27 protein-coding genes are annotated in these 26,540 nt (G+C 62.3%); 12 read left to right on the forward strand and 15 right to left on the reverse strand.

Annotated elements, in window-relative coordinates; genetic code table 11:
- Position 1: 1 nt before the first annotated feature.
- From J2J98_RS24180 to J2J98_RS24190, 3 genes are all read right to left on the reverse strand, one after another.
- A complete protein-coding gene (locus J2J98_RS24180; protein WP_207603677.1) occupies positions 2-1,909 on the reverse strand; it encodes an ABC transporter substrate-binding protein in 1,908 nt (635 codons plus the stop codon).
- Positions 1,909-3,798 carry an ABC transporter ATP-binding protein gene (locus tag J2J98_RS24185; protein ID WP_207603678.1) on the reverse strand — a complete coding sequence of 630 codons (1,890 nt, stop codon included), beginning with the start codon at positions 3,796-3,798 and terminating at the stop codon, positions 1,909-1,911. Before J2J98_RS24185 ends, J2J98_RS24180 begins: the two co-directional genes overlap by 1 nt.
- 155 nt (positions 3,799-3,953) lie before the next feature.
- The gene (locus tag J2J98_RS24190; protein ID WP_207603679.1) at positions 3,954-5,297 is read right to left on the reverse strand and encodes an adenylate/guanylate cyclase domain-containing protein; all 1,344 of its coding nucleotides are present in this window, start codon (positions 5,295-5,297) and stop codon (positions 3,954-3,956) included.
- 691 nt (positions 5,298-5,988) lie between these two features.
- On the opposite strand from J2J98_RS24190, the gene J2J98_RS24195 reads away from it, so the two are divergent.
- From J2J98_RS24195 to J2J98_RS24205, 3 genes are all read left to right on the forward strand, one after another.
- Positions 5,989-7,326 carry a nucleotide sugar dehydrogenase gene (locus J2J98_RS24195; protein WP_064713262.1) on the forward strand — a complete coding sequence of 446 codons (1,338 nt, stop codon included), beginning with the start codon at positions 5,989-5,991 and terminating at the stop codon, positions 7,324-7,326.
- A gap of 111 nt (positions 7,327-7,437) precedes the next feature.
- Entirely contained in the window at positions 7,438-7,689 is a 252-nt protein-coding gene (locus J2J98_RS24200) for a type II toxin-antitoxin system Phd/YefM family antitoxin (RefSeq protein ID WP_064707332.1), read from the forward strand.
- A gap of 1 nt (position 7,690) precedes the next feature.
- Positions 7,691-7,963: a Txe/YoeB family addiction module toxin gene (locus J2J98_RS24205; protein ID WP_207603680.1), complete on the forward strand. Its 273-nt coding sequence runs from the start codon at positions 7,691-7,693 to the stop codon at positions 7,961-7,963.
- A 32-nt stretch (positions 7,964-7,995) separates the two neighbouring features.
- Here the strand turns inward: J2J98_RS24205 and J2J98_RS24210 are convergent, their stop codons facing one another.
- Positions 7,996-9,168: a DUF3095 domain-containing protein gene (locus J2J98_RS24210; protein ID WP_207603681.1), complete on the reverse strand. Its 1,173-nt coding sequence runs from the start codon at positions 9,166-9,168 to the stop codon at positions 7,996-7,998.
- Positions 9,169-9,292: 124 nt separating this feature from the next.
- Between J2J98_RS24210 and J2J98_RS24215 the strand changes: the two genes are divergently transcribed.
- Both J2J98_RS24215 and J2J98_RS24220 read left to right on the forward strand, forming a co-directional pair.
- Positions 9,293-9,772 (forward strand): class I SAM-dependent methyltransferase, encoded by a 480-nt coding sequence (locus J2J98_RS24215; RefSeq protein ID WP_207603682.1) that lies wholly within the window; start codon positions 9,293-9,295, stop codon positions 9,770-9,772.
- A 96-nt stretch (positions 9,773-9,868) separates the two neighbouring features.
- Positions 9,869-10,414: a GFA family protein gene (locus J2J98_RS24220; protein WP_138396148.1), complete on the forward strand. Its 546-nt coding sequence runs from the start codon at positions 9,869-9,871 to the stop codon at positions 10,412-10,414.
- On the opposite strand, the gene J2J98_RS24225 is transcribed toward J2J98_RS24220, so the two are convergent.
- Positions 10,389-10,844: an Rrf2 family transcriptional regulator gene (locus J2J98_RS24225; protein ID WP_064707328.1), complete on the reverse strand. Its 456-nt coding sequence runs from the start codon at positions 10,842-10,844 to the stop codon at positions 10,389-10,391. The two genes, J2J98_RS24220 and J2J98_RS24225, sit on opposite strands and share 26 nt — an antisense overlap.
- A 133-nt stretch (positions 10,845-10,977) precedes the next feature.
- Here J2J98_RS24225 and J2J98_RS24230 point away from each other — a divergent pair, with 133 nt between their 5' ends.
- Positions 10,978-11,883: an NAD(P)/FAD-dependent oxidoreductase gene (locus J2J98_RS24230; protein ID WP_207603683.1), complete on the forward strand. Its 906-nt coding sequence runs from the start codon at positions 10,978-10,980 to the stop codon at positions 11,881-11,883.
- 165 nt (positions 11,884-12,048) lie between these two features.
- Positions 12,049-12,489, forward strand: a complete 441-nt coding sequence (locus J2J98_RS24235; RefSeq protein ID WP_064707326.1) for a DUF805 domain-containing protein — start codon at positions 12,049-12,051, stop codon at positions 12,487-12,489.
- Between the two features lie 341 nt (positions 12,490-12,830).
- Here the strand turns inward: J2J98_RS24235 and J2J98_RS24240 are convergent, their stop codons facing one another.
- Positions 12,831-13,709, reverse strand: coding sequence for an FkbM family methyltransferase (locus tag J2J98_RS24240; protein WP_064707325.1), 879 nt, complete (start codon positions 13,707-13,709; stop codon positions 12,831-12,833).
- A complete protein-coding gene (locus J2J98_RS24245) occupies positions 13,709-15,418 on the reverse strand; it encodes an adenylate/guanylate cyclase domain-containing protein (protein WP_138396145.1) in 1,710 nt (569 codons plus the stop codon). The genes J2J98_RS24240 and J2J98_RS24245 overlap by 1 nt, the downstream gene beginning before the upstream one ends.
- Before the next feature lie 271 nt (positions 15,419-15,689).
- On the opposite strand from J2J98_RS24245, the gene J2J98_RS24250 reads away from it, so the two are divergent.
- Both J2J98_RS24250 and J2J98_RS24255 read left to right on the forward strand, forming a co-directional pair.
- Positions 15,690-16,778, forward strand: a complete 1,089-nt coding sequence (locus tag J2J98_RS24250) for a glycosyltransferase family 4 protein (RefSeq protein WP_207603774.1) — start codon at positions 15,690-15,692, stop codon at positions 16,776-16,778.
- Positions 16,778-17,524 (forward strand): polysaccharide deacetylase family protein, encoded by a 747-nt coding sequence (locus J2J98_RS24255; RefSeq protein WP_207603684.1) that lies wholly within the window; start codon positions 16,778-16,780, stop codon positions 17,522-17,524. The genes J2J98_RS24250 and J2J98_RS24255 overlap by 1 nt, the downstream gene beginning before the upstream one ends.
- Positions 17,525-17,585: 61 nt before the next feature.
- Here the strand turns inward: J2J98_RS24255 and J2J98_RS24260 are convergent, their stop codons facing one another.
- From J2J98_RS24260 to pcaD, 8 genes are all read right to left on the reverse strand, one after another.
- Positions 17,586-18,509 carry an alpha/beta fold hydrolase gene (locus J2J98_RS24260; RefSeq protein ID WP_207603685.1) on the reverse strand — a complete coding sequence of 308 codons (924 nt, stop codon included), beginning with the start codon at positions 18,507-18,509 and terminating at the stop codon, positions 17,586-17,588.
- Positions 18,458-18,832, reverse strand: a complete 375-nt coding sequence (locus J2J98_RS24265; RefSeq protein WP_207603686.1) for a GFA family protein — start codon at positions 18,830-18,832, stop codon at positions 18,458-18,460. The genes J2J98_RS24260 and J2J98_RS24265 overlap by 52 nt, the downstream gene beginning before the upstream one ends.
- Before the next feature lie 112 nt (positions 18,833-18,944).
- Positions 18,945-19,775, reverse strand: coding sequence for an MBL fold metallo-hydrolase (locus J2J98_RS24270; protein ID WP_207603687.1), 831 nt, complete (start codon positions 19,773-19,775; stop codon positions 18,945-18,947).
- Positions 19,776-20,100: 325 nt separating this feature from the next.
- Positions 20,101-21,147 (reverse strand): 3-carboxy-cis,cis-muconate cycloisomerase, encoded by a 1,047-nt coding sequence (locus tag J2J98_RS24275; RefSeq protein WP_207603688.1) that lies wholly within the window; start codon positions 21,145-21,147, stop codon positions 20,101-20,103.
- Between the two features lie 158 nt (positions 21,148-21,305).
- Positions 21,306-21,917 carry a protocatechuate 3,4-dioxygenase subunit alpha gene (pcaG, locus tag J2J98_RS24280; RefSeq protein WP_207603689.1) on the reverse strand — a complete coding sequence of 204 codons (612 nt, stop codon included), beginning with the start codon at positions 21,915-21,917 and terminating at the stop codon, positions 21,306-21,308.
- Between the two features lie 2 nt (positions 21,918-21,919).
- Positions 21,920-22,669 carry a protocatechuate 3,4-dioxygenase subunit beta gene (pcaH, locus tag J2J98_RS24285; protein WP_064707317.1) on the reverse strand — a complete coding sequence of 250 codons (750 nt, stop codon included), beginning with the start codon at positions 22,667-22,669 and terminating at the stop codon, positions 21,920-21,922.
- Positions 22,670-22,678: 9 nt separating this feature from the next.
- Positions 22,679-23,077, reverse strand: a complete 399-nt coding sequence (gene pcaC, locus J2J98_RS24290) for a 4-carboxymuconolactone decarboxylase (RefSeq protein WP_064707316.1) — start codon at positions 23,075-23,077, stop codon at positions 22,679-22,681.
- Positions 23,074-23,883 (reverse strand): 3-oxoadipate enol-lactonase, encoded by an 810-nt coding sequence (gene pcaD / locus J2J98_RS24295; RefSeq protein ID WP_207603690.1) that lies wholly within the window; start codon positions 23,881-23,883, stop codon positions 23,074-23,076. Before pcaD ends, pcaC begins: the two co-directional genes overlap by 4 nt.
- 464 nt (positions 23,884-24,347) lie before the next feature.
- On the opposite strand from pcaD, the gene pcaQ reads away from it, so the two are divergent.
- From pcaQ to J2J98_RS24310, 3 genes are all read left to right on the forward strand, one after another.
- Positions 24,348-25,265 carry a pca operon transcription factor PcaQ gene (gene pcaQ / locus J2J98_RS24300; RefSeq protein ID WP_207603691.1) on the forward strand — a complete coding sequence of 306 codons (918 nt, stop codon included), beginning with the start codon at positions 24,348-24,350 and terminating at the stop codon, positions 25,263-25,265.
- A gap of 70 nt (positions 25,266-25,335) precedes the next feature.
- A complete protein-coding gene (locus J2J98_RS24305) occupies positions 25,336-25,848 on the forward strand; it encodes an MbcA/ParS/Xre antitoxin family protein (protein ID WP_064707313.1) in 513 nt (170 codons plus the stop codon).
- Entirely contained in the window at positions 25,845-26,540 is a 696-nt protein-coding gene (locus J2J98_RS24310; protein ID WP_207603692.1) for an RES family NAD+ phosphorylase, read from the forward strand. Before J2J98_RS24305 ends, J2J98_RS24310 begins: the two co-directional genes overlap by 4 nt.

Raw genomic sequence — 26,540 nt, forward strand, 5'->3', positions numbered from 1 at the left:
CTCAGGCCTCCTTGTACCAGAAAACATCCGGCATATAGATGCCGAGATAGGAGGTGGGATCGAAGCCGTAGAGTGCTCTTTCCGGCAGGTTCTGCAGCTTGGCGGAGCGCAGGATCGGCTGCAGCGTGCTGTTGATCAGGCCGATCGAGAAGACCTGCTGCGTATAGAGCGACAGCATTCTGTGCCAGATCGCCTGACGTTCCTCGAATTTCGCCGTCGAGCCCCATTGTTTGAGAAGATCGACCAGCTCGGCCGCCTCCGGCAGATCGGGCGCCACGCCTTCCTGGCCGGCGGAGAGATAATGCATGCCCCAGAGCGGCCATTGCAGTTGATCGTCGAGCGTCGGCGCAAGGCCGGACGGCGACATGTCGGCCGTCGGCACGCCGTTGTCGAGGCCGTACCAGATCGACATCATGATCGTGCCGCTCATGGCCCGGTTACGGAAGACGTCTCGCTGCGAGGTGCGGGTATAGAGCGCAAGGCCGATATCGGCCCAGTGATCGTGCACCAGTTCCAGCACGTCGGTGTCGAGATTGCTTTCGCCGGCGGTCTCGACGGTGATCTCGGCGCGCCGCCCGTCCGGCAGCAGCCGGATGCCGTCGTCGCCGCGCTTGCTCAGGCCGAGCTCGTCGAGCAGGCGGTTGGCCTCATCGGGATCGAACTTGACGAAGGCGTCGGCATATTCCTGCTTGAAGAGCGGACTGTCGGGCAGGACCGTATCGGCGCTCGGCGTGCCCAAGCCATAAAAGGCGACCATGTTGATCTCGTGGCGGTTGATCGCCAGCGACAGCGCCCGGCGCAGGCGCACGTCGCGGAAAAGGCCGCGCCACACCTCGTCGGCGCAGTTGAGATTCGGCAGGAGCGTGATGCGAGAGCCGCGCGCGACCTTCCAGAGATTGACCTTGACGGGAAAGCGCTTCTCAGCCTCCTTCAGGAAGGTATAGTCGTTGAAATCGATGCCGGTCGCCTGCAGGTCGGCCTCGCCGGCACCGGCCTTGGCGGCAATGATCGACGAAGAAGAGACGTTGAGGACGAAACGATCGAGATAGGGAAGCTGCCTGCCGGTCTCGTCGACGCGATGGAAGAAGGGGTTGCGCTCGAAGACGAACTGCTCGGCCGGCAGCGCCGTCGTATTGTGCCAGGGATCCAGCGTCGGCAGGTTGGGATTCTCAGGCCGGTAGGAGCGCGCCATCTTGATGTGAAGATCCTGCCACTTCTTGACGCGGCTCTCCTTCATCATCTGTTCCATCTTCGCCTCGTCCGGCTGGAAATTCTTATGGAACTGCTTGAGGTAGTGCGCCGGTCCGAAGATGACGAGCGGCTGAGGACCTGCCAAGCTCGGCAGAAACATCGGATTGGGCTTCTCCCAGGTATAACGCACCGTCAGCGGATCGAGCATCTCGAAGCGCGGCAGATTGCCGTGCGGACGAAGCTCGAGCGCACCGCCGCCCGGCGTCAGCTTGTCGTTCAGGATGACGTCTTCCCACCAATAGCGGAAATCGTCGGCGGTGAACGGCTGACCGTCGGACCATTTATGGCCTTCGCGCAGCATGAAGGTGAAGACCTTGTCGTCTTCGGCGTAGAAGTCGGCCAGGATATCGGGCTGGAATTGCAGGTGCTTGTTGTAGCCGATCAGGCGGGAATAGCCGTAGATCGTCATGAAGCGGATGTCGCGCTGGCTGCCGATGATGGTGCGCACCGTGCCGCCATAGGCGCCGGGTTCGAGCCCCATCTCCTTCAGATTGACGATGCGCGGGCGGGCGGGAATGCGCTCGGCCATCGGCGGCAGGCTGCCTGATGTCAGCTTCTCCTTGAGGAATTCCGGTTCGCCCGCCTGTTCGGCGCGAAGGACGGCGGGGGCGATGGCGGCGCCGACAAGGCCGCCCAGAAAGGTGCGACGCGTCACCATCAGCGCAACTCCCGGATATCGACGCCCTTGCGGGCGCGCACCAGATGGCCGTCGCCGAGGTCGGCATAGGCAAGCTCGGAAGCATCGTCATGCTCGGCGGTGAAGGTAACGCCCCAGTTCTGCTTGTCGGCGGCGCCGTTTTCCCGGAGCGCCTTGAAATCGAGCGGCCGGTCGAGATCGGGGAAGGGGACGGCGGCAAGCAGTGATTTCGTATAGGGATGCACTGGATCGCGCAGGATGATCTCGCGCGGCGCGATCTCGACGATGCGGCCCTTGCACATGACCGCGATGCGGTCGGCCATGTAATCGACGACCGCAAGATTGTGCGAGATAAAGAGATAGGTAAGCCCCAACTCCTTCTGCAGATCCTTCAGGAGGTTGAGGATCTGCGCTTGCACCGAGACGTCGAGCGCCGACACCGGCTCATCGAGGATGACGAGTTTCGGGCCGAGTGCCAGTGCCCGAGCAATGCCGATGCGCTGGCGCTGGCCGCCCGAGAAGCTGTGCGGGTAGCGGCTGAGATATCGCTTGTCGAGGCCGATCGCGCCCATCAGCCCTTCGACCTTGCGCTTGCGCTCGTCACTGTCGCCGCGGTCGTGGATCTCCAGCGGTTCGCTGAGAATGTTGCGCACCGTCATGCGCGGCGAAAGCGAAGAGACCGGATCCTGGAACACCATCTGGATCTTGGTGCGCATATCCTGCAGTGCATCGCCGCGCACGGAAAGCACGTCGATCACGTCCTTGCCGTCGTTGAACACGACAGCGCCGCTATCAGGAGTTACCGCACGCATCAGGATCTTGCTGAGTGTCGTCTTGCCGCAGCCGGACTCCCCGACCAGACCGAGACATTCGCCGCGGCGGATATCGAAGCTGACATCGTCGACGGCGCGCAGGACGGCGGCTTCCTGCTTGCCGAGGAAACCGCGCTTGCGCGTCTTAAAGGTCTTCGACAGATTGCTGACCGAAAGCAGTACGCCCGGCGTTTCCGCCTGCAGCGGCTTCTTCTTGCCGACCAGCGTCTCGAGATTGACCGGCACGTCACGCAGCGCCTTCAGCCGCTCGCCTGGTTTCATGTCGAAATGCGGGACGGCCGCCATCAGGGCCTTGAGATAGGGATGCTGCGGATTTCGGAAGATCGCCTCGACCGGCCCGGCTTCCATGATCTCCCCGTGATAGATGACGACCACCTCGTCGGCCATATTGGCGACGATGCCGAGATCATGGGTGATGAGCAGCATCGCCATGCCGAGCTTAGTCTGCAGGTCGCGCAGCAGTTCGAGGATCTGCGCCTGGATCGTCACGTCGAGCGCCGTCGTCGGCTCGTCGGCGATCAAGAGCGCCGGCTTGCAGATCAGCGCCATGGCGATCATAGCGCGCTGGCGCATGCCGCCAGACAGTTCGAACGGATACATGTCGTAGGTGCGGTGCGGATTGGAAAAGCCGACGAGACCGAGCATTTCCTCGGTCTTCTCACGCGCCGCCTGCTTGTCGGTCTCGGTGTGGATCAGCAGTGCTTCGCTGATCTGGTTGCCGACTGTGTGCAGCGGCGAGAGCGAGGTCATCGGCTCCTGAAAGATCGTCGCCATGCGCCGGCCGCGCAGATCGCGCATCGCCTCGCTATCGCGCGAGAGCGACAGGATATCGGTCGTGCTGCCGTCGAGGGGGTCGGTGAAGAGGATGCTGCCGGAGGCCCTGGCCGGATTGGGCAGAATGCCCATGACGGCCTGGCTGATCACCGATTTGCCGGAACCGGATTCCCCGACGAGAGCGGTGACCTTGCCCGGAAGAATGCGGAGATTGGCTTCCTTTACGACACGCAGGCGGTCGCCGAAAACGGAGAAGGAGACGTCAAGATTCTCAATACGCAACAGATCGGCAGCGGACGCCATACCAATGAAATTCCCCAGTCTTCTATGTTCCCGTTAAGGTAACACTATCGTACCGCAAACGGGGTGTCTAGCTGATGACAATCAAGGGGAAAGGCCGTGTTTCACCATCCCTGTCCGGAAGAAACACGCAGTTTTAGCGGCCGCAACCTTGCGTTTTACTGGATGAACTTCTCCATACTTGTGCGCTTGACCTGTTTCTTGGCGTCGCGGTGCAGGAGAATGACCTGCTCGGCTTCGGACAGTCCGTTCTGCACGGCCTCGCGGAAGTGTTCATCGACATGAATCTCCGAGGCCGGGGCGCGCGGCTGCAGCACTGTCACCTTCTGGCGTATGCCGCGCAGTTTCTCCTCGCCGAGCGTCGTCCATTCGCCGCCGCAATAGCCGGCGAAGGCCTGGCTGGCGACCACTTCGCGGCCGTATTTCTTGGTCAGGATCTGCAAACGCTGCACCTCGTTGACCGCCGAGCCGAAGGCGGAGAAGGTCAGCCGGTCCTTGAGGCCGACATTGCCGAACATGACATTGCCGACATGCAGGCCGATGCCGTAACCGATCCTGGATAGACCCCTCTCCTCGCGATCGCGGTTGAGTTCGGCGACCCGTGCTTGCGCCTGGTGCACCGCCGAAAGGGCTGCCTCGCAGGCGATTTTGGACGGGTCTTTGTGACGTCCGCAGGGATAGACGGCCAGGAAGCCGTCGCCGAGGAAGCTCAGGATCTCGCCGCCATTGCGGTTGAAGGGGGCGGCAATCGCATCGAAGAATTGGTTCAGCGTGTCGATATAGGCCTGCCTGCCTTCCTTTTCGGCATACATGGTGGATTCGCGCATGTCGCCCATGACGAGGGCCGCACGGATCGTCTCGCCGTCACCGCGGCGAATCTGGCCGTTCAGCACCCGTTTGCCGGCGTCGCCGCCGAGATAGGTGGTCAGCATGTTGTTGGCGAGCTTGCCGAGTACCGCCATCTTGGCGGCGACTGCCAGATGGTTCTGCATCCGGAGCAGCGCGTCGATCATGTCGTCGGTAAAACCGTTATGGTGGTCGGTCGACCAGGAGCCCATCATGCCCTGCACCGAATCGTCGCCGAAGGGCTGCACGAAGGCGAGGTAATCGGTCATCCTGTCCTTGCGCAGGTCTTCGAAGATCGGGAATTCGGCCGGCCCTTCCTGCATCAGCCGGCGGCGTATGTGCTGCAGGTTATTGTCGAGCAGATAATAATAGGGGCTCTGCAGGAAGCGGTCTGGCTTTTGGCCGGCGGGCATGCGGAAGCCCTCGATGGTGACGCCGCTGGCGCGCCGCCAGGTGAAGCTCAACGCATCGTAGAGTGGATGCAGCATCGAAAAGGTCAGGTGTACGCGCGCGATCGGCAGGCCGGCGGCGGCAAGCCTTTCGCAGAAGCCGCGCACGATGTTTTCGAGGTCGTCGCCTGCCAGCGAGGAATGCGTCAGCCATTCGGCGACCCGGTCCAATAGGATGGAGGACACGCTGGATTCGATCGTGCTCATTCGCGGTATGATCCTCATAAGGCACGCCATCCCCAAGAGCCAAAAATCCCCAGGCCAGCACATTCTCATGCGCAGGTCACAAGGAAATCAGGATGTACGAGCGGTAAAATAGTGTCAACGATCTGCCGAAAGCCCGGCAGCGGCGCCCCCTCATTTTCCCCGGTACGGGGATCGGACGGGAAGTCCTTTCTCGATGGTTCAATATCAAACTCAGATAGGTATGCTGCAAATGCGAAACAATGGGACCCGGAGTTTTTTGTGCGCCCAAGTTGCAGCAAAGGGTGGTTCCGGGGCATTTCGGCCACACCTCCGGGGGGATTCTGAGGTGGGATATCGGCACGACCAGCTCTCCTCCGCTCTAAGGGCACGGGGTAGGGAAACGTGGCTCGAGCTGAGCAGACGTCGTGGGAGGCCGATGGAGAGGCGCGCGGCAACGCCTGGGACCAGGAAGGGTGATCCATTGTCCGTTGCGCCGACGTCGAGTTTGGCAGAAACAGGCCTCCATGCTCCGTCATCCCAGGTCTTGAGCCTGGATCCATGCCTGCTGCTGGCGTGGAGGCCGGCGTGGGTCATCGGGCCAAGCCGAGAACGACGGAGCGCGGGGTAGCGCCGCGGAGAATGGGAGCCGGGTTTAATTCCACGCGATCATGCACTAGATCAGCTACCCCTGTTTCGTTTGAGAGATCTCGCCTTGGCCACCTCCACCTTCGATACGCTTCTGCAGAAGATCGAAACCCGCGCGGCGCGTGCCGGCATCATCGGGCTCGGCTATGTCGGCCTGCCGCTGGCGATCGCCGTGGCGCGCAGCGGCTTTGCGGTCACCGGCTTCGACATCGATCCCGGCAAGATCGTGGCGCTTGAGGGCCGCCGCTCCTATATCGACGCCGTCAGAAACGAGGCGCTTGCCGCCGAGATCGAGGCGGGCCGGTTCCGGGCGACGACAGATTTTGCCGGCCTTGCCGAATGCGACGTCATCATCATCTGCGTGCCGACGCCGCTGACCAAACACCGCGATCCCGATCTTTCCTTCGTAGAGGCGACGTCACGCTCGATCGCCCAGCACCTGCGCCCCGGCCAACTCGTCGCGCTGGAATCGACCACCTATCCCGGCACAACAGACGACGTGGTGAAGGTCATTCTTGAAGGCACCGGGCTGAAATCCGGCTCGGACTTTTTCGTCGGCTTCTCGCCCGAGCGCGAGGATCCCGGCAACCAGCACTACCACACGGCCACCATCCCGAAGGTCGTCGCCGGCGACGGGCCCGAGGCGTTGGCCCTGATGAAGGCCTTCTACGGTGCTGCGGTGTCGACCGTCGTTCCGGTCTCCTCGAATGCGACGGCCGAGGCGGTGAAGCTGACCGAAAACATCTTCCGTTCGGTCAACATCGCTCTCGTCAACGAGCTGAAGACCGTCTATGCGGCGATGGGTATCGATGTCTGGGAAGTGATTGACGCGGCCAAGACGAAGCCCTTCGGATACATGCCCTTCTATCCTGGCCCGGGCCTTGGCGGCCATTGCATCCCGATCGATCCCTTTTACCTCACGTGGAAATCACGCGAATACGAGCTGCCGACCCGCTTCATCGAGCTTGCAGGCGAGATCAATTCGGCAATGCCGCGTTATGTCGTCGGCAAGCTTGCCGAAGCGCTCGATATGCGCGCCGGCAAGGCGCTGAGCCGCAGCCGTGTGCTTGTGCTGGGGCTCGCCTACAAGAAGAACGTCGCCGATATAAGAGAGAGCCCGTCCCTGCGGCTGATCGAGATCATCGAGGAACGCGGCGGCCGCGCCGATTACCACGACCCCTTCGTCACCGAAATTCCGCCGACGCGCGAATACCAGGCGCTGAAGGGGCGGAAGTCGGTGGCGCTGACGCCGGAGGCGGTGGCCGGCTATGATGCCGTTCTGGTCGCAACGGATCATGACAGGGTCGATTATGCGGCGCTTGCTAAAACTGCTTCGCTGATCGTCGACACCCGCAACGTCTTTGACCGGCTTGGCCTTGCGACGGATCACGTCATCAAGGCGTGACGGGAACCCAACCTGGCATTTGACTTTCGAGAAATCTGTACATATATCTGTACGCTCGATAGCGAAAACCGCTGCACTTCCTGCGCGGCGCTTCTCAGAAAGGGGTGCTCGATGGCACATGTTCGTTTGACGGAGTTCCGACAGAACATCGCAACCTATTTTGATCAGGTCCTGTCTTCCCGCGCTCCTCTGCTCGTGACTCGTCAAGGTTCGGAAGCAATGGTGTTGATTGCCGAAAGCGAGTACGAAAGCATGCAAGAGACTTTGCACCTGCTCTCGACCCCCGCCAATTCTGCCCGGCTACGCGAAAGTATTGGGCAGCTTCGTAGCGGGCAGGGGATAGAGAAAGATCCAACTCTTTGACATGAAGTTGCTCTGGACCCCAAATTCCTGGGAAGAATACGAATACTGGCAGAAAACCGACCAGAAGTTGGTCGAGAAAATCAACGAGCTGCTCAGGGATACCAAAAGGTCGCCCTTTAAAGGTCTTGGCAAGCCAGAGCCGCTGAAGGGAGATCTTTCCGGATTTTGGTCACGGCGCATCCTTGGAGAGCATCGGCTCGTGTACTGTGTGACAGGCAAGGGTGCCAGTCAGCAGTTGGAAATTATCCAGTGCCGATTTCATTACGAAAAATAATGTTCGACGATGCTCGCGGTCGCCTTTTGCGCCTACGATACGGTCGCTGTTGAAAGCGATTTGCCCGTCATCCGGCTGGCGGCCACTGCATAACCGCCGGCGGCGCCATCGATGAAATGCATGTGGTCGCGCGAGACCGGCGTCGGCACGAAGCAGGTCATCAGCGCCGAGGATTGCCGATGCAGGCCGTAGCGGACAACGCCCTTTGCCTGCGCTTCCTCCAGCAGCGTTTCGATCCGTTTCAGATGTTCGGCATCGACGTCGACCGTCATCTTCAGCCCGTCGTCGAATTTACGGAAATCGGAATTGCCGGCGACGTCGCGTTTGTAACGGCGCGCATCAAAGCGGCCGAGGCGAATGCCGAGCCTGTGGCACGCCAGGACGATGGCGAGTTGCAGGAAGATGATGAGCTTCTGCCGCAGCCGCCTGCCGGCCGGGGCGGTGGCCCTGGCCTCGCGGTTGATGCCCTTCAGCGAGAAGGCGAATTTGGGGCCGTCGGCTGGCACCGGGTGGCTGCCCCGGTTCTGCTCGGAGGTAATGGCGACGATGCCGTTGACGAGGTCGCGGAAGTCTTCGCCCGGCCGGCCTTCGCCGGGCACGGCGATGATCGAGACGATCTCGCCGTTCTCGGCTGCAATCGGGCTCCACCGGCAGGAAAGGCCGGTAAGATCCGGCCGCGTTCCTGGGGCGGCGCGCCCGATGCCATATCGGCCGAGCTTCATCTGCCTTTCCGCCCAGCTCGTGCCGCCTCCCGAAAACATCGCATAGGTCACGTAGGGGCTCGCGGAATAGCGTGCCACGCGCACATCGAGGCCGGCGGCGCGGGTATCGGCGACCGGCACGATAGCTACACGCAGCATCAGGCCGAGATCCTCCTCGACCCAGACCTGCACGGCGGCGAGCGCATCCCGCGCCGTCTTCTCCAGCGAACCCGGCAGCGCGATCAGCGCACCGTCGCCGCCGAAGACGAAGGGATAGTCGCCCTGGCCGACGGCATTCAGGACAGCCGATATGACGCTGGCGCCCGCCATGTTGACGTCCTTGTACCGCCCTCCGGCGATCGCCTGCGTCGAGCCGACTATATCGGCAAGCGCCAGCACCCATCCCTCCGGCAGCGGCCGGTAGTTGCCGGCATCGGTCACGCCCTCGAAGGCGCTGAAGAGCGGCACGCTTGCAAAGAATTCTTCGTCGGTCACAATTGTCATGTCATCGACCTTAGCACAGACCCATGTCGCTGCTGCAACGCCAAATCCCATATACGGCAATCGACTTGGCAAGGTTTCATGTGTTAGCACGCGCTCACGATTTTCATCACGGATACGGATTTCGATGAGCCGCCTCGATAGCTTCATTCGCCGGTTGACGGCCCAACGCGACATTCTGAACGCAATCACCGATCTGGTGGGGGAAATGGAAGGGCCGGTGCTGGAGTTCGGCCTCGGGAACGGCCGCACCTATGATCACCTGCGTGAGAAATTCCCCGGCCGCCGCATCATCGCTTTCGATTGGGAGGTTCGCTCCTACTCGGCCTCGACCCCGGCGCCGGACGATATGGTCACCGGCAATATCCGCGACTCCGGCCAAGCCTTCCTCGGCATCGGCGCTGCTCTCGCCCATGCCGACATCGGCACCGGTCACGACGAGATCGACGCGGTGACGCTCACCTGGCTGCCGCAGTTGATGGCCGGCGTGCTCGCACCAGACGGTATCGCGGTCAGCGGTCTGCCGCTGGAGCATCCGGAGCTTGCAGCGCTGCCGCTGCCGGAGGGGATCAAGGAAGGGCGGTATTTTCTGTATCGGAGGGTGTGAGGCGTCCGAAGCGGGCTGGCAATAGCGTTCGCGACGAGGTCAAATTCACCTGAAAGGGCGCCGGACTCTTTTTTGGCAGGTTGGAGGAGGAGAAAAATGAAACGTCTCGAAATTGAAGTGAGCGGCGGCTGCCAGTGCGGTGCGGTGCGCTACCACGCAACCGCCATGTTCGACAATTCGCATCTCTGCCATTGCCGCATGTGCCAGAAGGCCTCGGGCAACATCTTTGCCGCGCTCGTCGCCGCCCCCGACGATGCGCTCACCTGGGAACGCGGCAAGCCGAGCGTCTGGAAGAGCTCGGAGCTTGTCGAGCGCGGCTTCTGCGCCAATTGCGGCACGCCATTGTTCTTCCATCACCTTGAAAACGGCCGCACCAACCTGATGATCGGTTCGCTCGACAATCCGCACTCTTTTCCGCCGCTTGCCAATACCTGCACCGAGAACATGGTGACATGGTTCGATACGATCACGAGCATCGAAAATACCGGAGCGACCGAAAACAACGGCGCCGACTGGGCCGCGGCGATCAAGGAGAGCAACAACCAGCACCCCGATCGCGATACTGCCTCATGGAAGGTGAGGGGCGTGACGGCTGAGTCCTACCGGCAGCATCCGCTCACGAGGCACAAGAATAGGTCGTAGCTGAGCGCGCCGTCAGTTTTGCCTCGAACTCAGCGGCGATTTCCTCCAGCGTCACGCTGCCCAGCCGTCTCAGCAACAGGGCCTCAGCCTCCTTCATCGCGTCTGCCAACGCGTTATTCACCGCCTGTTCGACCAGACATTCGGGCTGATCATCGGCGGGGCCGATGGCGAAGACGTGGGGGTCGCCGAGGGCGTTGTAGACGTCTAGCAGGGTGATCTCGGACAAAGGCCGCACCAGCGTCCAACCGCCGCCGTGGCCTTTTTCTGAACGCACATAACCCTGTTGGCGAAGCCCGGCCATGGTGCGGCGGACGACGACGGGATTGGTGTTCAGCATCTTTGCAATCATTTCGGAGGTCGCCGAATGCTCATGCCGATCCATGTGGATCAGCACGTGCAGCATGCGGGAAAGGCGGCTGTCGTTGCGCATGGTTTCGTCCTGTCGATCGGCGCGTCATTTTCACAAAAAATTTGTAACAGGACAAGTGACATGAGTATTGACGGTCGCATTTCATGTAACTTATGTTGATTCATAAGAGGTCAATTTCACAAGGAGTGATCGCATGTCCTACGAAGTTATCGTCATCGGTGGCAATTTTGCCGGCCTGTCGGCAGCGATGCAGCTGACCCGGGCGCGGCGGCGGGTGCTGCTTGTCGATGCGGGCGCGCCGAGAAACCGGTTTTCGCTGGCCTCGCACGGTTTCCTCGGCCAGGACGGCAGGGCGCCGGTGGCGATCATGGGCGAGGGGAAGAGACAGCTTTCGCTTTATCCGAACATCACGCTGCGCGACGGCAAGGTCTCCCGCGCGCAGAAGGAGGGTGACGAGTTCGTCGTCACCATCGAAGGTGGCGGCGAAGAACGCGCTGCCCGCCTTATTCTCGCAACCGGCGTCAGCGACACGCTTCCTGACATCCTCGGTCTCAGGGAGCGCTGGGGCCGCTCGGCGCTGCACTGCCCCTATTGCCATGGCTTTGAGGTGAGCGGCGGCGAGCTCGGCATCCTCGCAAACCATCCGCATTCCGCCCATTCGGCGATGATGATCCCGGACTGGGGCGCGACCACCTTCTTCACCCAGGTGCTGTTCGAGCCCGATGAAGAGCAGCTGGCACGGCTCACCGCCCGCGGCGTACGCATCGAACGCAGCCCTGTCGTGGAGCTGTTGGGCGACAGCCCGAAACTCCAGGCGGTGCGCCTCGCCGATGGCCGCACCGTGCCGCTCGACGCCATATTCGTCGCGCCGAAAACGGCGATGGCGAGCCCCATTGCCGAACAGCTCGGCTGCGCCTTCGATGACGGTCCGTTCGGGCCGGTCATCCGCACTGGCGAAAACAAGGAGACCAGCGTCAAGGGCATCTTCGCCGCCGGCGATGCTGCAAGCTCCATGCACAATGCCACGCTCGCTTCCGCCTCCGGCGTGCTCGCCGGCGTGCATTGCCATCAGTCGATGGTGATGCCGCCCGCCGGATAGGCGCTAAGAGATGGCGCGCGCCCAGAACACGGCAACCAACCACTAAGCAGGAGACTTATTGCAATTTTTACGTTTGAATTGTAGCTGTTTCCATCGGAGCTGCTATAGCGGCAAGACGGCGTCAGAACCTACGACGCCTACCACAAGCAGAAATGGGCATCGCAAATGGGGTTTACTGAAGCCGTTCGAACAGTCTTCAAGAAATGTGTGACATTTTCTGGCAGGGCTTCCCGGTCGGAATATTGGTGGTTCTCGCTATTTTATGCGCTGGCGCTGTTTCCACTAGCAATTCTAGCCTTTGTACTCGCTTTCGCCACCAGCGGCGGTGGAGCCCCGTCACCGATTCATTATACCGTCGTCATCTGGATGGTATTCACACTCGCGATTCTTTTGCCGCTAATATCTCTGCAGGTTCGCCGCTTCCATGATCGCAACATTTCCGGCTGGTGGTATCTCGCGCTGTTCATTCTGAGCTTTGTTCCCTATGTCGTTCTGGTCACATTCCCGGTGATCATTATTATTTCCATGTTACCGGGCACCGAAGGTCCGAACAAGTTCGGGGCGGATCCGCTGCGTCCGGAAATAAGAGCAGAGGTCTTTGCCTAGAGCATGACCGGAAGCATTACGCCGCGGTCTTTCGGTTGCAGGTCACGCTCAAGCCGACGATCGCACAGCCGCCGCAGCTGGTTCCCGACAACCGCAAAGTGGTGCGGAAAGTCGTCCTTGAAAGGGCCAGGTGGTGGCAAGCATAATGCCGAATTCATCGTCTGCATTGAAGGTGGTCGGGGCATCATTGTTGCAATCGGCGTCAGCGACGACTGAAAATGCTAGCCAAATGAAAGCCGTGCCGTGCAGCACCCTCATCCGGCCCTGCGGGCCACCTTCTCCCCGCCTGGGGAGAAGAGGAAGCAAAGCCGGATGAGGGGATCCACGGGACAAGGCTGCCTCTACGGCAAAAACAGCACGTTGTACTGGTCGATGTCGCTCGGCAGATCCCGCACCTTCATCTCTTCCTCGAGGTCCTCGAAGAGCACGAGACAATCCTCATAGAAACCTGACAGCATCGCGATGAATTCCTTCGTGCCCTCCGGGCCGTAGAACAGCGGCGTGAATTCCATATGAAGCGGCACGCGGCGGGAAAGCAGCGGCTGCATCGACCGGCAGGCGACCGGCTCGTAGCCTTCGATATCCATCCAGACAAGGCCAATTGCGGCCGGATCGATCGAAAGTTCGGCGAGGATTTCGGAGACCGGCTTCACCGGCACGCTGATCTTCCTGTCGGTCGGGCTCTGGCGGACGGCGCTGCTCTTGCCGTGATTGTTGAGGTTCAAAAAAAAGTCGATCTTGCCTTCGCTCTCGCCGGCGGCGCAGTTGACGAGCCGGACCTTCTCCTCCAGCCGATTCTGACGGATGTTGAGTTCAAGCAGCGGGAAATTGCGCGGGTCGGGCTCGACGCTGACGATACGGGCGTAGGTGCCGCTCAAGGCGAAATAGACCGTCTGGGTGCCGATATTGCCGCCGATCTCGAGCAGCGTCGCGTCTTTTCTTAGCAGGCCGCGTTCGCGCAGGATGGCGATCAGCCGGTCGACGGCGTCGCGTTCGAAATGGCCCTTCCGGAAGACCTTGCGGCCGATATAGTCGGCGGGCGAGAAGGTCATCAGATGATCGCCGGCATCGACCGTCATTGAGACGACGCGCGGACCGATATTCTCGATCAGCAGTCGGCGGCCGAAGCGGGTGTTGAAGAAGCGCGACGCAGCGCCATTGCGCGCCTTGCGCAGACGGCGGCTCCAATATTTGGCGGTGAGCCAGGGCTTGCCGTGCATCAGGCTTTTCCTTCGAGCGGTTCTGCCGCTTTCTCTCTCGGAATGACATAGACTTTCAAGGGCAGGGCGCGGCCGCGCACGTTGATTTCACGGCTTTCGATGCCTGAAAGAGCGGCGCCGGAAAGGTCCGCCACCGGTTCGGAGATGACAATCGCTGCTTCGAATTCCTTGGCCGCGCTTTCCAGCCGGCTCGCGACGTTCACCGTATCACCGATCGCCGTCATGCTGCGCACGCGACCATATCCCATCGTGCCGACGACGGCCGGGCCGGTGTGGATACCGATCGCAATGCGAAGCGGCAGCGTCAGTTCATCGGCGAGTTCGGCAGCGAGCTTCTCGATCTCAGCAACGATCGCCGCGGCTGCGTTGAGCGCCTGGCGGCAGGCCTCCTCCGGCGCGGTGTCGAGGCCAAACAGCGCCATGGCGCCGTCGCCGATGAACTTGTCGAGCCGCCCGCCTGCCTGCTCCACCGCCTTGCCGATGATGGCGAAATAGCGGTTCAGCAGGAAGACGACGTCGAAGGGGAGGCGGGTTTCAGTCAGCGTGGTGAAATGACGGATATCGACGAAGAACACGACGATCTCACGCTCACGGCCGGGGCTCGTCTCCTGGCTGTTGGCAGGAGGAGCCTCGACGGACGGCACGAGAAGAGGCGCGACCGCTAGGTCGGCGTTCGGCCGAAGCTGGCAGGCGAGCCGCACGTCCGGACCGGCATTGATGCGTTTCAGGGTGGTCTGCTCCAGCTTGTCTGGCGGCGGCAAATACTGGTAATCGCCAAGGATCTGTACTCGGCAGGTTGAGCACTGGCCCTTGCCACCGCAGACGGCATAATGCGGCAACCCGCCGAGCCGGCTTGCTTCCAGCACCGTAAAGCCACGCGGCACCCGGATCACCTCGCCGCCGGGATAATGCACGACGACCTGATCGAGGCGCTCCTTCAGCTTGCGCCGGGCGCGGGCGATGACAACCAGGAGCAGCGAGGCCGAGAAAGCGCCGTAGAGCCCGGCGCGCACTGTGGCGACGCGGCTGCGGACCTCGGGATCGGAGAGATAGCGGGCGTTGAGGTTCACCTCGTACGGATTGGTCGTCAACTGATAGGCGGGGTCTGCAAGGGTGCGGCCCATCTGGACGAATCCGAGGAGCGAGAGCACCGGTATGAGGATCGCCGGCGCGAGCAGAAGCGCCGACCATTCGGCGTACCATGGGCGGTAGCGCAGCCAGAAATGGATGCCGATGCAGCCGTGGATCCAGACGGCGAGGACGCCCAGCACCTGACGCACACCGTTCGCCGGCGCCCTGATCCACAGCTGTTCGACGACCGTCTCGTAGTCATCGATATAGCCGTAAAGTTCATGGGCGACCCGCGTGCCGATGACATGGTCCATCAGGAGCAGCGGGATCAGCAGGCCAAGCACGATCTGCGCCATTTCCCCCTTCGGCATGACCAGGCTGCGCCTGATGTAGATGGCGCGCAGCACCAGAGCGATGTGGATCAGGACTGATCCATAAAAGAGGGCGGTGCCGATGGGATTGCGCCAGAGGACCAGGAAAAGGTGGCGGGCCTTGTCCGCAGAGGCGAGCGAAATAAGCCCTAGCGCATGGTTCGACAAATGCAGGAGGACGAAGACGAAGATGACCAGCCCGGAACCGAGCCTTGCCCTTCTGATCGAGCGTTCCGAAAAAATCCCTTTAACCGAGGCCGTCGTCATTCATTCCCGTTCTTGTCGATGCAACCGCAGGCCCATAGAGATGGGGAAGGAGGCGGAATTGCTTCCATTGCGATCACATTCCATATGCTTATGCGCAAGTTTTCGGGAAAGCAGCAACAGGGGAAATTTTTGCCGCCGGGCATGATGCCGTAAACCAGGACGGAGTTAATGCGACCTCGTGCTGCATCAAGCTGATTTCACGATGAATTCGGATAGCTATGATCGCTTGTGAATGCCGATTGGAAACAGAGTGTCTATGAAGAGGATGCGCATGCGGGTGGCCTTTTATGCGCCGATGAAATCGCCGAACCATCCGGTGCCCTCGGGCGACCGGCTGATGGCGCGGCTGTTGATCCGGGCATTGGAGCTTGCCGGCCATCAAGTCGAGGTCGTCTCCGAATTCCGCACCCATGCCTCGACACCGGAGGCGGCAGCGGCGCTCGAACCTGCCATATCCGCCGAGCTGGAGCGGCTGCGGTTGACATGGAGATCCGAGCCTCGACCGGATCTCTGGTTCTGCTACCACCCCTATTACAAATCGCCCGATCCCTTCGGGCCTGCGATCTCGGCCGAATTCGCCATTCCCTATGTCACCGCCGAGGCTTCCTATGCGGCAAAACGCGACCAGACCGGCTGGGCGGCCCGGCAGGAGCGCGTGGGCGAGGCGATCATGCAGGCGGCGGTCAATATCGGCTTCACCGAGCGTGACCGGGCCGGGCTTTCCGCCACCTTTCCGCACGCGCGGCTTGCAGCTCTCAAGCCGTTCATCGATCCGGCGCTGTTCGAGGCGGTACGGCCGGCGCCCGATTCCAGCCGGCTGATGACCGTCGCGATGATGCGTGACGGCGACAAGATGGAAAGCTACGCGATGCTTGCAAGAGCATTGCGGCTGATCGAAGACCGGCCATGGACACTTGCGGTGATCGGCGACGGGCCGATGCGCCGGGAGGTGGAGGCGCTGTTTGCGTGCTTTGCCGGCCGCATCGAATGGCTGGGCGAGCGGGGCGAGGCCGAGATCGCCGGCTTGCTCGCGCGCGGCGGCATCTATGTCTGGCCCGGCTGCGGCGAGGCCTATGGCCTTGCCTATCTCGAGGCTCAGGCCGCCGGCCTGCCTGTCGTCGCGCAGCAAACGGCGGGCGTGCCCGCCGTGGTCGAGGCCGGGGTGACCGGCCTGCTGACGCCGGAGGGCGATGTTGCTGCCTATGCGTCGGCCGTCGCGGCCCTGCTCGGCGATGGGCAAAAACGCGAAGCGATGGGACAGGCGGCGCGGCGCTTCGTCCTGGAGGAGCGCTCGCTTGCGACGGCTGCCCGCGCCTTGGACGAGATTTTGCGAAAAGCGTACAAAATAGGAGCGAGGTGATGAGGATGAGCTGGGAACCGCTGCGCCGCGAGCTGGACCGCTGGCAGGCCGCCGGCCGCGTGGCGCGGTTCTGGCTGCGCGACGACGATGCCGTCGAGCCGACGCCTGATCTGGAGCGGCTGCTGGCGCTGAGCGGCGAAAACGCGATTCCGCTGACGCTTGCCGTCATCCCCGGCCTGACCGGCGAGGCATTGGCCGCGCGGCTGGCGGAGGAGGCGGCCGTCACCGTTGCCGTCCATGGCTGGTGCCACACCAACCACGCCGGACCGGAACGCAAAAAACAGGAACTCGGCGGCGAGCGGCCGTCAGAGGTGGTGCTCGGCGAGCTGCGTCAGGGACTGCAGCTCCTGAAGCGGCTCCATCCCGCCCGCTTCCTGCCAGTGCTGGTGCCGCCGTGGAACCGGATTGACGCCGGGCTTATCCCGGCATTGCCGGAACTCGCTTTTGCGGCGCTTTCGGTTTACGGGCGGGCAAAGCTGGGTGGGCCGATCCCGTTTCTCAACACCCATGTCGACATTATCGACTGGCACGGCACCCGTGGTGGCCGCAGCGAGGAGGAACTTGTGGCCGAGTTGGTCGCTGAACTCGGCGACAGGTTTGCCGGCAACGAAGAGCCCATCGGCCTCCTCACTCACCATCTGGTGCATGATGAGGTGGCCTGGGATTTCCTCTCGGCCTTGTTTGCGGCGACCGCCCTGCATCCCGCCGTCCGCTGGTTGCCGGCGGCGGCACTTCTGAAAGCCTGAAGCGGGTTTGCATCAGACTTGATTTATGCGACGCGGGCGGCATTGCAATTAAAGCACTCGATCAGCCGGGATGAACGCGCCCGAGGAAGTCCCGCATGAGGGCTGCGGCTTCATCCAGATGCGTCTCGAGCAGCCAATGCCCGCCGTCGAGCAGATGCAGTTCGGCATCCGGCAGATCACGGAGATAGGCGCGTGCCGACATTTCCGGCATATAGTGGTCGTTCGGCCCCCAGACGATCAAGGTCGGCGGCCGGTATTCCCTCAGGTATCTCCGGTGTTCGGGGAACCAGGCGCGATTCTCCTTCAACCCGGCGATCAGGTCGATGGCGATTTCCTTGCGCCGCGGCGTGATCAGCGACCAGTGCAGCTTCCAGAGATCCGGCGGGATAGCGTCGGCCAGAGGCGGCGGCAGGTCGTTGAGGAATTCCTCCCGGAATGTCTCCTCGCTGATTGCTTCCGCCAGCGCCCTCCTCATCTCCGCGCGTGGGAGCGCCCACGTCGCCTCGATGTCAGCATATTTCGGGCCGAGCGCATCCTCATAGGGAATATCGCCATTCTGGATGATCAGCGCCACGATGCGGCTGGGGTTTCTGATTGCTAGCCGCGCTCCGATCGGAGAGCCGAAATCATGGAGATAGAGGGCGAAGCGGTCGAGATCGAGCACGCCGATAAAAGCCTCCAGCCAGGCGGCATAGCCATCGAAGCTGTAGTCGAAACCGTCGGGCGTGCCGCTATAGCCCGCGCCCGGGAAATCCGGGGCGATCAAGCGCCAGCGGTCGGCAAGGCGGGGCATGAGATTGCGGAATTCGTAGGACGAGCAGGGATAGCCGTGCGGCAGCAACAGGACCGGCGCATCCCGTGGTCCGGCTTCACGGTAAAAGGTCTCGATACCTGCGACCGTAACGAACTGATGCCGGACGAGCGTGGTCCGGTTCACGTTCGGTCCTCCTCGTACTGCTCTGCGCCCTCCAGTGGTCGCAGCCATGCTTCGCGGCGTTTGATCCACAGTTCGTAGCGCGGCACGAGCGGCGTCGGCGCCTCCGAGAGGGTGCCTAGCTTTATTTCGGCCTCTTCGTCATCGGCGGAAAACAGACGCGAACCGCAGCCGGTGCAGAAGCGTCGGCCGTGGAATTCGCCCGTTTCGCCGGAATGTTCAAACTGATTGGCGGGCCAAATTCCATAGAAGGTAAAGGCCGAACCGCTTTCCTTTCGGCAGTCGGTGCAATGACAGATGCCGACGCGCAACGGTTCGCCCCGCACAGAAAGCTGCACCTGCCCGCAAAGGCATTGTCCGGAGAGCACGGTCATGGCTGATACCCCGTTTCATCGATCTTGCGCTGCCGGGGAAACGGTCGGACCCGGCATCTGTTCCGTCAGCAAGGCACAAATGGGCCGGCGCCTCCTTGCGCCGGCGTACCGCCTAAATCACAACGGTCTGGTTGTCGCGGGCGGCGAAGGCGCCGGGGAAAGCGGCCTCGGCCTGCGCTTCCATCTCGGCCAGCTGTTCGTCCGTGCGGGAGGGGGCGTGGTGGAACAGGGCGAAGCGCTTGGCGCCCGCCATTTTGGCGAGCTCGGTGCCGTGCTGCCAGGTCGAATGGCCGAAGCCCTTGAAGCGCTGCATCTCGTCTTCATTGTAGGTGCAGTCATAGACGACGAGATCGGCGCCCTGCATCATCTCCAGGGAGACCGGATCGTGAGTGCCGGGGATATGCTCGATATCGTAGATGAGAGCGATCGAGCGGCCTTGCCATTCGATACGGTAGCCGATGGCCCCGCCCGGATGGTTCAGCGTGAAAGTCCTGATCTCGATGCCCTCATGCGGGGTCAGAACCTGACCGGCATGGAAATCGCGGAAGTTCATCGTCGCCTGACAGATGTCGGTTTTGACTGGAAACCAGGGCGGGCTGATGAACTGCTCGACCATTTCCCTGGTGCTCATCTTCCCGTCGAGATGGCCGGACCAGATGTTGACGTTGATCGAGGGATAATAGATCGCCTTGAAGAAGGGCAGGCCGATGATGTGGTCGTAGTGGCAGTGGCTGAAGAACAGATCCACGTCACTGACGCCGTCGGCGAGCAGCGACAGCCCCGCCTCGCGCAGGCCGGAACCGGCGTCGAAAAGCATCCGATGTTTTCCGCAGCGAATCTCGATGCAGGAAGTGTTGCCGCCGTAGCGGTCGAATTCAGGGCCGGATACGGGAATACTGCCGCGGACGCCCCAAAATTTAACTTGAAACAGTTCTGTCGTCATCGTTTTTCAAACCGGCCTTCCCGCATCGCCATCGTAATCATAGTTTATCCCGATGCGAAGCAGCAGAATTCCACGAGTTTGCCTGCGCCCCCTTTCGTTCTCCTAACCGCTAGCGGAAGAAGAAGTATATTCTCCTAAGCAATCGGCTTTCGCTTCGGAAAGCAACCCAGTATGGTTGGTTTTCGGTAAACGGGCTGCTCGGGCGGGGCGTTTTCCGCAAGTCATGCCTATTAGATGGTTGCGCGCGACCAAAAAAACAATTGCCGCCCCAACGCCCCCGAAGCTCCGCTCCGACTTTGCCGCTGCCGGACCTCGAGCCGTCACCTCAGGCGGTTCCAAGTCTTCTGATATTCCCCGTCAGCTCCTTTGCCAGCCGCAGGCTGGCGGCGGTCGCCATTGTCATTTCGGGCAGGAGCAGCCATTCGAGCGTCCAGGCCGCTCCAGAACGTTCCTGTTCGTGGATGAGGGATTGATGGATGCCGGAAAGCGCCGCGGCGTTGAAGCGGGCGAGCGAGACGAGCACTTCGGCGGCAACCGGATTCTGCTTGTGCGCCATGGCTGAGGAGGTGCCGCCGCCCGACATTTCAATCTCGCCGCCCATCTCGGCGAGCAGCGCGACATCCTGTCCCATCTTGCCGAGGCTGCCCGAAATTGAAGTGAACAGGCCGGCGATATCGGCGATCGGCAGACGCGCGCTCTGCCACTGCCTGATGTCGGTAAGGCCGAGCTCCTGGGCGAGTGAAGCACGGACGGCCGCAGCCTGTGGCCCAAGCTTGTCGAGCGTGCCGGCAGCACCTCCGAACTGGACTGGGAAGCTTTGCTCGGTCAGGCGGTCGCGATAGGTCGCGAGCGGCGCGCGCCAGGCATTGAGACGGTCGGAAACGGTAATCGGGATCGCCGCCTGCATGCGGGTATGGCCCATCAGGCGGTTGCGGCCGAACTGCCGGTCGAGCCCGTCGAAGGTCGCAAAGATGGCGGAAAGCCGGCCGGCAAACAGGAAAACCACTGCTTTCAGGCGGATCATCAGGCTAGTGTCGACGACGTCCTGGCTGGTGGCGCCGAGATGAAGGCTTTTGCCCGCTTCCTCGCCGACAGCTTCGCGCAGCTGCTTGACGAGCTCGGGGACGACGACCCCGTCTTTTGCGGTTGCCGCGCGAAGGCTGGTGAGATCCGGAGAAAAACCGGCGCAGGCTTCGGCAATCTTCGTTGCGGCATCGCCGGGGATGAGGCCATGCACGGCCTCGGCCCTGGCGAGCGCCGCCTCGAAGGAGAGCATGGCGCGGATATCGGTTTCGGCGGAGAAGTAGGGTGCAATTTCATCGTCACCGACGAGGCCGGAGAGGAAGGGGTGGTCGAAGGGCGATGCGGTCATGGATGCCTCTATTCGAGCATTTCAGGCAAAAGTGCAGGGGTGGACGCCGACCCGGGGGTCGAGCCGCCGGTCTCGACCCGTTCTTCGGACCCCCTCGGGGAGAGGGCAGGGTGAGGGGGCTATTCGCGCGGAGCTCTCCGAACGTAGCCCGCCTATCCTCAAATATCCAGAAATACCGTTTCCTTCGGCCCCTGCAGATGGATGTCGAAATGGCAGGTCGCGCCGTCGCGGATGGCGACCAGGGTTGCGACGCGCTCGCGATGTTCGATGCGCAGAAGCAGCGGATCGCCGGCGTTGGCTTCGGTCTCCTCCGGAAAATACATGCGCGTATGCAGGCCGATATTGATGCCGCGGGCGACGATCCAGAAGGTGATGTGCGGCGCCTGTCTGCGGCCGTCCTTGAAGGGGACGCGGCCGGGCTTGATGGTTTCGAAGCTGTAGACGCCGTCCTCGGCGCGGGTCGGGCAGCGGCCCCAACCGGTGAAATTCGGGTCGGCGGCGCCGCGCATTTCCGATGGGCTGTTGTAGAGGCCGGCGCTGTCGGCCTGCCAGATCTCGACGACGGCGTCGCGCACCACGGCACCGGCGCCGTCGAAGATGCGGCCGGTGACGGTAATGCGTTCGCCGAGCGTCTTGTCGTTGAGCATCCGCGTGCCGAGATCGCTGTCATAGACGCCCGTTATGTCGCAGAAATTCGGCGTCAGACCGATATGGACGTAGGGGCCGGCCGTCTGCGATGGGGTTTCCTTGAGGTAGCCGAGCTGCTGCATGATCAGTTGCCCTCCAGCCTGTTTTCAAACATCGTCGAGCGGCGCCCGCGCAGCACGATATCGAATTTATAAGCGCGTGAATCCATCGGAATCGTATTGCCCCAGTCGAGCGGCGCAATCAGCTGCTCGATCGCCGCCTTGTCGGGGATCGTGCCCACGATCGGACATTTCCAGATCATAGGATCGCCCTCGAAATACATCTGGGTGATCAGGCGCTGGGCAAAGCCGTGGCCGAAGATCGAGAAGTGGATATGGGCGGGGCGCCAGTCGTTGACGCCGTTCGGCCAGGGATAGGCGCCGGGCCGCACGGTGCGGAAATGGTAGCGGCCTTCCGCGTCGGTGATGGCGCGGCCGCAGCCGCCGAAATTCGGATCGATCGCGGCGAGATAGGTTTCCTTTTTGTGGCGATAGCGCCCGCCGGCATTGGCCTGCCAGAACTCGACCAGGGCGCCCGCCACCGGCTTGGCGCGCTCGTCGAGCACGCGGCCATGGACGATGATGCGCTCGCCGATCGCGCTTTCGCCGGGGCGCGCATAGTTCAGGATCAGGTCGTTGTCGAGTTCGCCGATCATCGAATGACCGAAGACCGGGCCTGTCGTTTCCGAGATCGTGCCGTCGAGCGACAGCAGGGCACGCTGCGGCGAGCGCAGAACGGAGGTTTTGTAGCCCGGGGTCAGCGCCGGCGCGTGCCAGGCGCGGTCGCGGGCGAAGAAGGCGCCGGTCTCCGGCTTGCTGTTTGCTCGTTCGGACATGTTTCCCCCTCAGGCCGCCTTTTCGGCGTCCATTTGCGCAAAGGCCTGTTTTGCGATCCTGATGGCGTGATTGGCAGCAGGAACGCCGGCATAGATCGCCACATGTAAGAGCGCCTCGCAAATATCCTCGCGGCTCGCACCCGTATTGGCGGTGGCGCGCACATGCATGGCGACCTCCTCATCCTGGCCGAGCGCTGCGAGAAGGGCGATGGTGACGATCGAGCGCTCGCGCTTGGTCAGCGCCGGGCGCGACCAGACATGGCCCCAGGCGGCTTCGGTGATCAGTTCCTGGAAGGGGCGGTCGAAGGCGGTCTCGCTGGCTGCGGCACGGTCGACATGGGCATCGCCGAGCACGGCGCGGCGGGTCGCCATGCCCTGCCGGTAACGTTCGGAAGGGGTCTCGTTCATGGGCTGCTTTCTCCAGGCGAAATCGATGTGAGGAATGCGCGGATGATCGCCGTCAGTGCCTCCGGCTGCTCGACACTGGGAATATGGGCGCAATCGCGGATGATCTCGTAACGGGCGCCCGGGATCAACCGCGCCGTGGAAAGCACGAGATCGGGCGGCGTCGAGCCGTCCTGGTCGCCGACGATGCAGATTGTCGGCACAGCGATCGACTTGGCCGCTTCGGTGAAATCTGCGTCGCGGATCGCTTCGCAGGCGGCGACATAACCCTCGACCGGCTGCCGCGTCAGCATGTTGCAATAGCCTGAATAGGCGGTGTTCTCGGGCCGGCGAAAGGCAGGCGTGAACCAGCGCTCCATGACGGCGTCGACGATGCTGCCGATGCCCTTTCCTTCAACGGCGGCGATGCGGGCGTTCCAGCTCTCAGCAGTGCCGATCTTATGGGCGGTATCGCAAAGGAGTAGCGCGCCGACGAGATCCGGCCGGCGCTGATAAAGCGACTGGGCAATGAGACCGCCGACAGAGAGGCCGCAGATGACGGCAGCTTTTACCGCCAGAAGATCAAGCAGGCCGGCAAGATCGGTCGCATGGTCCTCGATGGACGAGGGAAGCTGGCCGACGTCGGAAAGGCCGTGGCCGCGCTTGTCGTAGAGCACGATGGCATAGTCGCCGGCAAGCCGCACCACCACGTCGCGCCAGATGCGGAAATCCGTTCCGAGCGAATTGATGAAGACGATCACCGGCCGGTCGGCGGGAGCGCCGATGAGCTGATAATGGATGGTCACGTCGTTTATGCGGGCGAACTGCACGTCGCTTCTCCCTGTTCGAGTCACGCACACCACCCCTCCGTCATGCTTGGGCTTGACCGGAGCATCCATACGGCGCCCACCAACAGCCGCGGCATGGATCCTCAGGTCAAGCCCGAGGATGACGGAATGTGAAGCTGGCCTTCCCGCCGAATTCTTCTCGTCTAACAGTGACACGCCGCATCACGTGTTCACAAAACCGAACTTTCTTTTCTGCCCGCGTCATATGGATTCGGCCATAGGCTAGCCGAATGGCTCTTGTGCCTTCCCACCCTCCGTCATGCTCGGGCTTGACCCGAGCATCCACACGACATCCACCAGCAGCCGCGCTGTGGCTTCTCGGCTCAAGTCCGAGGATGACTCTCGTTGAACTTCCTACACCTCTTGACGACAAAACTGAACGGTTGATCCGGTTAAGTAAAATGATATTTTAAGGCATTTCGATAACCTCGGAGTTATGGAAGCCGATGATCGACAGCCGCGTCAAGTTTCGCCATCTGCAGACCTTTGTAGAGGTGGCTCGACAAAAGAGCGTCATGAAGGCGGCCGAGTTGCTGCATGTCAGCCAGCCGGCGGTGACGAAGACGATCCGTGAACTGGAACAGGTGTTGGGCGTCGACGTCTTCGAGCGCGACGGCCGTGGCATCAAGATTACCCGCTACGGCGAGGTTTTCCTGCGGCATGCCGGGGCGGCGCTGACGGCGCTGCGCCAGGGTCTCGATTCCGTCTCGCAGGAGCAGTTCGCCGACGCGCCGCCGATCCGGGTCGGCGCCCTGCCGACGGTCTCGTCGCGCATCATGCCGCGGGCGATGGAACTCTTCCTTAAGGAAAGGATGCGGAGCCGGGTGAAGATCGTCACCGGCGAAAACGCCGTGCTGCTGGAGGAGCTTCGCGTCGGCGACCTCGATCTCGTCGTCGGGCGCCTCGCCGGCGCCGAAAAGATGGCGGGTTTCTCCTTCGAGCATCTTTATTCCGAACAGGTGGTGTTTGCCGTGCGGATCGGCCATCCGCTGCTGAGGCGTCGGCAATCGCCGTTTTCGGGCTTCGGCGACTACACGGTATTGATGCCGACTCGCGGCTCGATCATCCGGCCGGTCGTCGAAAATTTCCTCATCGCCAACGGCATCTCCAGTCTGCCGAACCAGATCGAGACGGTCTCGGATTCCTTCGGCCGCGCCTTTCTGCGGGCAAGCGATGCGATCTGGATCATTTCCAACGGCGTGGTGGCAGGCGATGTCGCCGATGGGCGGCTGGCGCTTCTGCCGATCGATACCGGCGAAACCAAAGGACCGGTCGGGCTGACGATGCGCGCCGATTGCGTGCCGTCGGCGCCGCAATCGATCCTGATGCAGACAATTCGGGAAGCGGCGGGGGAGCTTTCCTGAAATCACTCTTCCAATCTGCTTGCCCGATGCCCAGATTTGGACTAAATCTAGTTCAAGACGGGAGATACCTATGCAACAGGCAAGACGCAGGGAACAGGAGCCGGAGCGGCTGGATGCGGAGCGGTTTGCACCGGCAAACCGAAGACGGCTGAGCCCGCCGGCCTTGCGAACCTTTTTGGCGATCGCCGATCTCTGGGGGCTCACCGAAGAACAGCGTCTGCTCGTGCTCGGCTATCCCTCCCGCTCGACCTATCACAGCTGGGCCAAGCAGGCGCGCGAGCACGGCGCTTTCACCCTCGACGTCGATACGCTGACCCGGATCTCCGCCGTGCTCGGCATCCACCAGGCGCTCGGCGTTCTGTTTGCCGACGAACGCGCCGGCGTCGCCTGGCTGCGCGCGCCGCATCAGGCGCCGGTTTTCGGGGGCCATCCGCCGCTTGATATCGTGACAAGCGGAACCCAGGACGGGCTGATGACCGTGCGCCGCTTCCTCGACGGCGCGCGCGGCGGGCTCTACATGCCGCCGAACAGGCTCGACGAGGCATTCACGCCTTACGAAGACACGGACATCGTCTTCCGGTGAGCGAGCGTTTTGCCGAGGCGCCGCATCCGTCCTACCGGCTGATCCCGTCGCAATTTCCGCCGATCGGTCTCTTCGATACGGTGGCGAGGGCGGCCGATCTCGAAGCCGTGATGGAGCTTGTGGGATGGACCAATGACCGGCTCGTGGCAGATCGCATCCGGCGGCTTCCCGCAAACGAATGGGTCTACGGCAGTCCGAACGCCAGTATCGTGATGGCGGCATTCCTGCATGTCGCACCCGGCGGGATGCGCTTCAACGGCCCCGATCTTGGCGCCTGGTATGCCGCCGGCAATCTGAAGACGGCTGCCGCCGAGGTCGGCCATCATCTGAGGCGCGAGGCCGTGGCGCGTGGGGTGGCGACGATGGCGCGCAGCTATCGAAGCTATGCCGCCACCCTGATCGGCAATTATCTCGACATTCGCGGCGAGCAGGCGCTGCGGCCCGACGTCTATGACGGCGCGAGCTATGCTGCATCGCAGGTGCTCGGCGAACAGGTGCGCGCCAGCGGCGGCGCCGGCATCCTCTACGACAGTGTGCGGCTGAGGGGTGGGGTGAACGTCGCGGCGCACCGGCCCAGGAATATCCGCGACGTGGTGCAGGCCGATCATTTCGAAATCACCGTTTTCGCCGCCGACCGGCGCATCGATGTCAGAAAGCTTTCCACCCGGCGGCGACTGACGGCCGCAAGGTAG

Source organism: Rhizobium bangladeshense (genome assembly GCF_017357245.1).
Lineage (GTDB): Bacteria > Pseudomonadota > Alphaproteobacteria > Rhizobiales > Rhizobiaceae > Rhizobium > Rhizobium bangladeshense.

Coding starts and splice junctions, on each gene's coding strand:
- J2J98_RS24245 (WP_138396145.1), bottom strand. CDS start 15,418: ATGACGACGGCCTCGGTTAAAGGGATTTTTTCGGAACGCTCGATCAGA.
- pcaH (WP_064707317.1), bottom strand. CDS start 22,669: ATGTCCGAACGAGCAAACAGCAAGCCGGAGACCGGCGCCTTCTTCGCC.
- pcaG (WP_207603689.1), bottom strand. CDS start 21,917: ATGCAGCAGCTCGGCTACCTCAAGGAAACCCCATCGCAGACGGCCGGC.
- J2J98_RS24265 (WP_207603686.1), bottom strand. CDS start 18,832: ATGACCGTGCTCTCCGGACAATGCCTTTGCGGGCAGGTGCAGCTTTCT.
- J2J98_RS24190 (WP_207603679.1), bottom strand. CDS start 5,297: ATGAGCACGATCGAATCCAGCGTGTCCTCCATCCTATTGGACCGGGTC.
- J2J98_RS24275 (WP_207603688.1), bottom strand. CDS start 21,147: ATGACCGCATCGCCCTTCGACCACCCCTTCCTCTCCGGCCTCGTCGGT.
- J2J98_RS24250 (WP_207603774.1), top strand. CDS start 15,690: ATGCGGGTGGCCTTTTATGCGCCGATGAAATCGCCGAACCATCCGGTG.
- pcaC (WP_064707316.1), bottom strand. CDS start 23,077: ATGAACGAGACCCCTTCCGAACGTTACCGGCAGGGCATGGCGACCCGC.
- J2J98_RS24200 (WP_064707332.1), top strand. CDS start 7,438: ATGGCACATGTTCGTTTGACGGAGTTCCGACAGAACATCGCAACCTAT.
- J2J98_RS24240 (WP_064707325.1), bottom strand. CDS start 13,709: ATGCACGGCAAGCCCTGGCTCACCGCCAAATATTGGAGCCGCCGTCTG.
- J2J98_RS24225 (WP_064707328.1), bottom strand. CDS start 10,844: ATGCGCAACGACAGCCGCCTTTCCCGCATGCTGCACGTGCTGATCCAC.
- J2J98_RS24305 (WP_064707313.1), top strand. CDS start 25,336: ATGCAACAGGCAAGACGCAGGGAACAGGAGCCGGAGCGGCTGGATGCG.
- J2J98_RS24210 (WP_207603681.1), bottom strand. CDS start 9,168: ATGACAATTGTGACCGACGAAGAATTCTTTGCAAGCGTGCCGCTCTTC.
- J2J98_RS24270 (WP_207603687.1), bottom strand. CDS start 19,775: ATGACGACAGAACTGTTTCAAGTTAAATTTTGGGGCGTCCGCGGCAGT.
- J2J98_RS24235 (WP_064707326.1), top strand. CDS start 12,049: ATGGGGTTTACTGAAGCCGTTCGAACAGTCTTCAAGAAATGTGTGACA.
- J2J98_RS24180 (WP_207603677.1), bottom strand. CDS start 1,909: ATGGTGACGCGTCGCACCTTTCTGGGCGGCCTTGTCGGCGCCGCCATC.
- pcaQ (WP_207603691.1), top strand. CDS start 24,348: ATGATCGACAGCCGCGTCAAGTTTCGCCATCTGCAGACCTTTGTAGAG.
- J2J98_RS24230 (WP_207603683.1), top strand. CDS start 10,978: ATGTCCTACGAAGTTATCGTCATCGGTGGCAATTTTGCCGGCCTGTCG.
- J2J98_RS24255 (WP_207603684.1), top strand. CDS start 16,778: ATGAGGATGAGCTGGGAACCGCTGCGCCGCGAGCTGGACCGCTGGCAG.
- J2J98_RS24205 (WP_207603680.1), top strand. CDS start 7,691: ATGAAGTTGCTCTGGACCCCAAATTCCTGGGAAGAATACGAATACTGG.
- J2J98_RS24215 (WP_207603682.1), top strand. CDS start 9,293: ATGAGCCGCCTCGATAGCTTCATTCGCCGGTTGACGGCCCAACGCGAC.
- J2J98_RS24260 (WP_207603685.1), bottom strand. CDS start 18,509: ATGGCTGCGACCACTGGAGGGCGCAGAGCAGTACGAGGAGGACCGAAC.
- J2J98_RS24185 (WP_207603678.1), bottom strand. CDS start 3,798: ATGGCGTCCGCTGCCGATCTGTTGCGTATTGAGAATCTTGACGTCTCC.
- J2J98_RS24220 (WP_138396148.1), top strand. CDS start 9,869: ATGAAACGTCTCGAAATTGAAGTGAGCGGCGGCTGCCAGTGCGGTGCG.